Origin of the sequence: Bacillus sp. MYb209 (genome assembly GCF_002975175.1) — a bacterium.
GTDB lineage: Bacteria > Bacillota > Bacilli > Bacillales > Bacillaceae_G > Bacillus_A.
Window position 1 is genome coordinate 1 of the sequence record NZ_PCNZ01000066.1, and the last position, 8,078, is coordinate 8,078.

General features: G+C 31.5%; 7 protein-coding genes and 2 pseudogenes. 4 read left to right on the forward strand and 5 right to left on the reverse strand.

What is annotated here, in order from left to right; translation table 11 throughout:
* Nucleotides 1-293 precede the first annotated feature (293 nt).
* Nucleotides 294-2,624, reverse strand: a complete 2,331-nt coding sequence (locus CQZ94_RS29410) for a glycoside hydrolase (RefSeq protein ID WP_105588265.1) — start codon at nt 2,622-2,624, stop codon at nt 294-296.
* 89 nt (nt 2,625-2,713) lie between these two features.
* Here CQZ94_RS29410 and CQZ94_RS32600 point away from each other — a divergent pair, with 89 nt between their 5' ends.
* The 4 genes from CQZ94_RS32600 to CQZ94_RS29430 all read left to right on the forward strand — a co-directional run bounded on the left by CQZ94_RS32600 (nt 2,714) and on the right by CQZ94_RS29430 (nt 5,119).
* The gene (locus CQZ94_RS32600) at nt 2,714-2,815 is read left to right on the forward strand and encodes an SEC-C metal-binding domain-containing protein (RefSeq protein ID WP_258166085.1); all 102 of its coding nucleotides are present in this window, start codon (nt 2,714-2,716) and stop codon (nt 2,813-2,815) included.
* Between the two features lie 424 nt (nt 2,816-3,239).
* Complete coding sequence (locus CQZ94_RS29420) at nt 3,240-3,674, forward strand: sodium:proton symporter (RefSeq protein WP_142395966.1); 435 nt, start codon at nt 3,240-3,242, stop codon at nt 3,672-3,674.
* A 196-nt stretch (nt 3,675-3,870) separates the two neighbouring features.
* Nucleotides 3,871-4,578, forward strand: a complete 708-nt coding sequence (locus CQZ94_RS29425) for an IS6 family transposase (protein WP_105588270.1) — start codon at nt 3,871-3,873, stop codon at nt 4,576-4,578.
* 184 nt (nt 4,579-4,762) lie between these two features.
* Nucleotides 4,763-5,119, forward strand: a complete 357-nt coding sequence (locus tag CQZ94_RS29430) for a hypothetical protein (protein WP_105588267.1) — start codon at nt 4,763-4,765, stop codon at nt 5,117-5,119.
* Nucleotides 5,120-5,716: 597 nt separating this feature from the next.
* On the opposite strand, the pseudogene CQZ94_RS29435 reads toward CQZ94_RS29430, so the two are convergent.
* The 4 genes and pseudogenes from CQZ94_RS29435 to CQZ94_RS29450 form a co-directional block, all read right to left on the reverse strand.
* Nucleotides 5,717-5,878, reverse strand: a pseudogene (locus CQZ94_RS29435) (aspartyl-phosphate phosphatase Spo0E family protein); the annotation flags it as partial.
* 237 nt (nt 5,879-6,115) lie between these two features.
* On the reverse strand, nt 6,116-6,301 hold the full coding sequence (hfq, locus tag CQZ94_RS29440) for an RNA chaperone Hfq (protein WP_181149574.1): 186 nt from the start codon (nt 6,299-6,301) through the stop codon (nt 6,116-6,118).
* Nucleotides 6,301-7,158 carry a hypothetical protein gene (locus tag CQZ94_RS29445; protein ID WP_105588269.1) on the reverse strand — a complete coding sequence of 286 codons (858 nt, stop codon included), beginning with the start codon at nt 7,156-7,158 and terminating at the stop codon, nt 6,301-6,303. Before CQZ94_RS29445 ends, hfq begins: the two co-directional genes overlap by 1 nt.
* 352 nt (nt 7,159-7,510) lie before the next feature.
* Nucleotides 7,511-7,765: pseudogene (locus tag CQZ94_RS29450) on the reverse strand (tyrosine-type recombinase/integrase); the annotation flags it as partial.
* Between the last annotated feature and the right edge of the window lie 313 nt (nt 7,766-8,078).

Sequence of the window (8,078 nt, forward strand, 5' to 3'; positions counted from 1 at the left end):
ATGGCTGCATAAGAATAGATTCCATTAGGAATCTATATACCTCTTTCAAATAAATGCAATCTTTGCACCAGAACCTTCTTTAAACATATCGAGTTCTGCGTCACTTTTTTTCAACGTTATTCCCCCTATATTTATCTCTTTTTCTATTAATCATACTAAAAAATGACGCAGAATACATATTCTACGTCATTTTTTTGCAAGAAGGGATCTACACATATGATTAAAAAAATCAAACCCTTCGAACAGATCTCCTTGGTTCAGAACTTTCAACAGCAGTTACCATGTCATGTATCTTAGTATTTAGGAACTTCTAATATACTCTTTTTCTTCCCATCGTATACTATAGCTGTTTTTGCTTTTATATTCTCATTATTATATGTAAAATCTTGGTTTGAGAAATTCACAATCACTTTCATGTTTTTTCCAAATGTCGTACTTTGAACCTGCCGATCTTCAGACAATACTTCAAAATTAGTCATTGGTTTTGTTACAGCTTTCTCATGAAATGGAGACCATACTTTCAAATATGAAGTAATAGTGGATTTACTTTTCTCCCATTCATTTTTATCAATATGATATAAAGGTGGTACATTATACAACATTTCAGATAACATTCTATTTCCTATTTCATCCTGAATTCTAAAACTTCCCCATCCCCATTGGTGAGTCGTAATAATTGAATCATTATATACAAGTTTATATAACGGAATTGAATATACAGGATTATTATAAATATTTTTATAAATAGGTTTGATTGGTATTGTTTTGGCATTCGATTCTGGAATAGAACCATCTGGTGAAGTGGATTTATATCCGCCTACATAATATGGATTCTTTTTATCTCTCATATCAGAGTCGGGCCAAATCCCAGGTGTTTCTATTCCATGCGCAAAGGCAATTATATTACTAGCAAAGTCATTCCCACCTTCTGATCCGACTACCATATGTTTTTCTTCGCTAATATATTTCATTCTTTGCAGTCTTGCTTTTACATCTTGTTCCTGCGTAGTAATGTGATTTGGAGAATAATCATCATAAATTTCGCCTGTAGCATCGCAATCGACAAACCAAGAATTAAACGGTATATTATTTTGTAAAATATCACCTACACGCTCTTTCACACTAGGTAAGGATAAAGTTGGATTTAACTTTCTTCCTTTTCCTAAGAATCCTCCTATTTTTTCTCCTTTTTCATTAGATATTGTTGCATTTTCATATAAAGTTTTATCTTTAAAAGAAGCAGTATTCCAATCTCTACTTCCAACTTCATGAATCGAGTGATATGAATCATAAGGACCGATTAAATACCCCATTCTATTTGCTTCTTCTACCATTTTGGGATTCATTAATCCATTAGCCCAATTAGGTAAACCTATCCATGCTTTTTTAACATTCGATTTCTTCATATCAACTAAAACATCTGTTGTTTCTTTCTGTCCCCATGTGCTTACTTCATCCACTGTATCTGTTAACTTACTCTTAATTAATCCTTTATTCAGTGTGTATAGTTCTTGTTCACTCAAGTTTTGGATTCCTTTTTTCAACAGTTCATTGGTTCCAGTATCTGGATTACTAAAAATGTCTTTATTATAAAGTTGTTCTAATTGTAATACCTGATTTATCGCATTAACTATTACTTTTTGCTGGCTTTTATCGATAGCTTTTTGATTCTTTATATCTTGCATAACAGTTTCAAAATCTTTTGAGCCATCTTCCGTATTTTCTTGTAACAACTGTGCAATCCAATTTGTAAATGTCTCATCCATTTTTTTTGTGAATTTATCCCACTTAATATTCTCTACTGAAATCCCACTGTGGTCCCAAAAATAAATATGAGGAGCACCATATAATTTTTTAATGTTCGGATTTGTTTTTGCTTTTTCTTCTAGGGTCTTAAATTCTCCCTGTTCTTTTATATAATTTTTATAAATATTTGCCATCGAGACAGGGTTTTTATCAGTTAGATATAATCTGAATCCATATTCTTTATTCTTATTAATAGAAGGATATTGATGTGTAAAACTAAACTGTATATCGGAATCAGCAGTGAAATGAATATTATCATTATACATATTGTCAGCTATATACATAATGGAATATTTAGATTTATTCAATGCAAAGAATCTCATAGAAAAACTTTCTATGAATGACATGTCTTCATCTTTTAAATATTCTTTCCAGTTTGGGTCATTGCTAGGTATATTTTTTCCTTCCCATAATGGTAACGTATAGCTTTCCGCACTTACTTTAGGCCATGTAAATTCATTAGCTCCTTCAGACTTAGTAGATTTTAACTTAATACTTAAATAGGATTCTTTCTTTTCAATCTTCACATCTATTTGGTCATCTGGATAATTCCAAGATATACAATCATGTTTTTTTATTAGATTTGTTATTTTTTTCTTCGGTAGTGGTAAGGAAGCACTTTCCCTTACACCATCTTTTTCCACAAAAATTTCACCCGTTTCAGGATTCACATCAAAAGTAAAATTTTTGTATTGAGAAACCACGTTTTGTCCCTTTGTTGTAATATCCTTTTGTTGCGCATAACTCAGGGATGGTAATGTAAGACATATTGAACTCATCAAAATTGGAATGACTAGTTTGTTCATTTTTTTATTCATACTTATAAACCTCCTTTTTTGTATTTCTATCATACAAATACATTGTGACAGGAATGTGACAATATATTTTATTATTATTTAGCTTCATGATGAGTGGCTCAAAAAAGAACGAATTCTTACCGCGCCCCTGTAACAGCGGTAAGAAATACAAATTTTGTTGCATGAGCAAAGAAATTGAGTTAGATATATAAAAATGAGATACTCCCATTTTTTTCGGTTTGGGGGTATCTCATTTTAGTTAGCTTGATGGCGATGGGGTACGGCAACATCGCCATCAAGCTAATATTTTAGATTATCCCCGAAACGAAAGTTTTATCTCTTCATAGTTGTCCATGAAAATTCAGTTCATTTTTTTTATTTAGGGGAACAATTAATTTCTTATAAGTTGATGGGCATGTATGGTGACCCCCTATAGATGATTTCGTTCTGTACAGTTCTGACAACTTAGTGCAGGCTATAAATCTTTACATGCTTGAAGATATGTACATATTCATTATTGAAGTTCTTAATATTAAAATGTATTATAAAATAGCGCAACTTCTAATGCATGTAAATAGGACTATGAATTTTGAATAAATAAAATATTTCGAAGTAATATAGTTGCCGAAAAATGAGGTGGAATTAATCGAAACAGTACATATTAAATGGTATGGATCGTATAGTTTTAATGATTTTTATAATAGAGAAGAAGCTTTTAAGAAAGGAATATTTGCAATCTTTAGAGTATGTGCTGGAAAAGAAACATTTCTCTATATAGGAAAAGCCCAAGGACACTTTATACAAAAGATAAGGGAACTTCATAAGGAGTGGCTGTTTGATGCAAGCGAAATAAAGATTAGATTAGGAATAATAGAATTCCCTAATGGTGAAAGTTATTCTGAAAAGAAGATAGAAGAGGTTAAATCCCTTTTGATTTTACGGCATACCCCATCAGAAAACACCACACCTTCAGTATACTATAGAGGACGGTTTAATTTAAAAATTATAAATAAGGGAAGAAGGGGCTTAATTGTTAAAAAGCTTTCCCCAGAAGATCTAGTATGGATATAAGTTGAATGGTTCTGGTGCAAATACTTAGGAAAGATATAAAGAGGCGAAAAGTTTCCTAGTGGAATCTAGTCTTAAGCAGCAATTCCAAATAGTTGATGGATGAACGGTTCTGGTGCAAAAACTTTGAAGTATATGAAAAATGTCTATCAAACTTGGACATACTGATACTAGTACTTTAAAAAAGGATGTGATTGGTATGGAAAAGCAAAATCTATTCAAGTGGAAACATTATCAGCCTGAACTGATCTTATTAACAGTAAGATGGTACCTGCGGTACAATTTGAGCTTTCGTAACCTGGTGGAAATGATGGAAGAACGAGGAGTATCAATCGCTCACACAACCATTATGCGTTTGGTTCATCAATATGGGCCCCAATTAGAAGAGAAAGTACGATATCATCTTAAATCAACAAATGACTCATGGAGAGTTGATGAAACCTATATCAAAGTAAAAGGTCAATGGATGTATTTATATCGTGCTGTAGATTCCGAAGGGAACACCATTGATTTTTATCTAAGTAAATCAAGAGATAAACAAGCAGCCAAGCGCTTTTTCAAGAAAGCCTTGGCTTTTTCGTACGTGTCTAAACTCCGTGTGATAACAGTAGATAAGAACCCTGCCTACCCTGTAGCGATTCAAGAGTTAAAAGAAGAGAAACATATGCCTGAAGGCATACAACTAAGGCAAGTTAGATATCTCAATAATATAGTGGAACAAGATCATCGTTTTATTAAGAAACGCGTGCGTTCTATGTTGGGATTCAAGTCATTTAAAACGGCAACTTCTATATTGAGAGGTGTTGAAGCCATACATATGATGAAAAAAGGACAAACCTCTCAAGGGGGGAAGTCTGTCCAAAATCAAGTGAACCTCATTCATCAACTATTCGGTATTCCAGTATAAAAGCGGATTCCGTTAGGAATCTCTTCACTTCTTTATATCTTCAAAAAATGTTTGCACCAGAACCGTGAAAAGCGTCTTGGGATAGCCGCCTGTTTAGCCGCTGTTGATACTGTAAGACACAAAAAGTAGGGGTTTAATTTTAAGGAAGAAATACAAATTTAAATTATAAATAGGGGGAATTAAAATGTTACATGCAGTTATGCAAGAGCAGAAGTATTGGAAAGGCCAAAAGCAGAAATTACGAAAACATAATAAGAAGTTATTAATTTCATTAGAACCACATTTGTATGAAAGACTGGAAGAATTAGCACTTTATAATGAAAATTTAGATCAAGTTGCATTGGAATTAATAACAGAGGGATTAGACTATATTTATATGAAGGATGTACCTGTAAGGCAATCTCATGCTTTTCAGCATTTTATTGAATTTGAATTAACGCCATTTCAACATAAACTCTTACAACAATTAGCGCTCAAACGAGGATGTTCAGCAAGAAAAATGGCATACACAGTATTACATTTCATGTTACAGACAAAGTAAAAGAATCCAACATTTAATGAAGGATTCTCATACCAGGTGTTCGTTGGCAAATAGCTTCACCAAAGGAATTGAGTCTAGCCACTCAATTCCTTTTTTATGTTATAAAAAAGAATGTAATTTGTCAAAAAGCATTTGCTATAGAATAACAAATGCTTTTTGTTGAACTTGAATTGAACACTTTCAGAAAGTATTTATATTGTTTGCCTTTTTCTCTTGAAAAATTGTACCCTCAATCACTAATTTTACCATAGAATATAGAAAATGTATCGTTTAAATATAGAAAAACCTATTGGTTTTATATGGATTTTTTCTTTATAATAATGAAAGGTAGTTCCCGAATGTAGATAGGCTCTCATGCAAGAAAAGCACGAGAGCCTATCTACATAAAAAAAGATTGGATATTTGCCAATCTTTTTCGTGTAAGGGGTTTAATGACAGCTTGTTACTACAACTCTTTTTTTATTTTTAAAAAACTAATTAGAAAATTCAATCTAATGTTTTTCTCAATATGTCTTTTCATATTTTTTAATTATAATATAATTAATTCTTTTTATTTCTATATCTGTCTCTTATCTTCCTGTTATGAATCCTTATTGAAAGGCTTCTTTTTTTTATCCTAATTTTTTGGTCTAATCGATATTTCCCCATTGCTTCATAGATTAAAAGGTCTAATTTTTGACTAAAATCAATTACTTTTTGATGGCTAAATCCATATTTTTTTACAAGATAGCTCAATTCTTTTTTTTGATCTTCTATCATGTCATGTAGTAATCTCATATCCACTTTTTCTCTTAAACTCCTTTATACATAGAATCTCGAAAAAATTGTACCCAAAAAATTGCAAATAAAAAACAAGGCTGAAACCAGCCTTGCCCTAAAGGAAAAAAACTAACTCTTATATCTAAGAGTACATTATGTATGGAAATTTTTGAAGTGAGGTACATTCATAAAAGGATAAAAATGTTATAATTGTGAGATTTTTGTGTCGGTTTTATTTTATAAAGAAACAGTCGAAATTGCTTGTTTATAAAGGAACTGTTGTTTTCCATCACTTAGAACTAGTACCGTAAATTTATCAACAGCGACAATTTTTCCAGGGACTCTAACACCATTTTTTAGAAAAATCGTCACTTTTTTCTTCTCTTCTATTAACTTCTCATAAAATTTTTCTTGTGTATGCATCATTTAGATGGTTGCAACTCCTCTCCTTTTTTGGAACGGTTCATAGCTTCTAAGAATAAATATTCTTTTATTGTTAGCTCAACCGTTGGGCAATATTCAACCTTTGATAATTTGTGAAATAAAGAAAGGTTTTCTAGTAATTTTTGAATCATTTCATCTAAAGTGATTTCTCTTACACCGTACTCGATTACTGGATTTAAAAATACGTCTACATCTATTAGACTTGGTTCAATTAGGGAAACAATTTCCTGTATCTTTGGTAAAATAACTGTTTCATAACGTTCTTTGAATAGTTCTAAGTCCTCTGGTGCGGGTTCATTATCACATAGCTTTCTAAAAGATATCACACGAATATCATTTTGTAATGAATCAATACGCTCTTCATAAATAGCCTTGTCGAACCCTTCCTTGTCAGCAACATCGTAATGAAGTTCTGTTTGTGATCTAGTTTTTTTCTTATAAGCATCCATGAGAATTTTCTCTTTTGCATTAAACATCATGATAAAAACGGTAAGTTCTAGATTCATGACTTGGTTTGCTACGCTTAATGTTTCATCTAACACTTTTGCACGTTCTTCTTCACTTAGCTTTTTCATAGAGGATGGAACAAGGTTTTTGACATTCTCAAAAGACTCGGAATTTATAATGTGTTGAAGAGAAAATTGAGCGACTTCTGGTAAACATGGATCGGTTGTTTTGTCTAGGAGTAATACATCTTTAATCGTTTGTACTGTATTTTTAATCTCTTTTTGAGCTTGGCGAACTTTTTCTATACTTCTTTCCATGTATTCTGGTTGCTTAAGGCGATTAAAGATGTATTCTCTTCTTTCTTCAAAATGTTGCTGTAAACGTGACATAGTTGTTTCCCCCTCTATTTTCTGAATTGATTTAAAATTCCTCTTATAGTGTATCATTAAATTTTATGAATTGGGGACGGTAACAGGGGCACGGCAACGATTACTGCTTTTTGGGGCCATTTGTAGAAAACTTTGAAATGTATGATAAAGCATTGACTTTCAGGTAATTAGATTTGAAGTCTCCAAGAACGTTTTCTTTAAATATGTTCCGTAAACTTATTTTCCACGAATATTTACAGATGTTCTGTAAACTAATCTTATTAAATTTATTTCGAAAAGTTAACGGAATTCTAGTTCTGTTAACTTAAAATGGCGAGTGGCCCGAAAAAGAACGAATCGTTGCCGTGCCCCTAATATTTATGATACGTTCCTTTTTTGTTTTTCCTTCTTTAACTTTAAATTCTTTCCTCTTTTTTCGCTTTAATTTTAAAATCTCATTCGTTTCCATTTTAAGTAAGTCACTTACACGTAATCCAGTATTAATCCCAAGTAGGAATAAAATGTAATCACGATCTGAACAATGACGTTTAAGAGACCATCTCATATCTTCGAGCTGTTCTTTGCTCCGAATTGGTTGTACATCAATTGAATGTTGCTTTTTATCCATCTGTTTTTTAATCCCTTTATTTTCAATGATTTGAATGTATACTTTTTTGTCTTTTTTTTATAATATCAATGAAATTAGATAAAAGTCAATGTTTAAGGGGAAATGAAAGTAAACTTTTGGATATTTGTTTACATTGGATTTTCGAATCATTTATAACTAATTTTGTAATAAATTTCTCAATATAGATATACTAATCAATTATGGGTTTAATATTCAAAATTAACAAAAATTGAAGTATTATAAAATATGATGGTTATTCCTTTTGTTTACTCCTTGTGCTAAAGATAAGATTGTGTTCCCGATCTTATCTTTT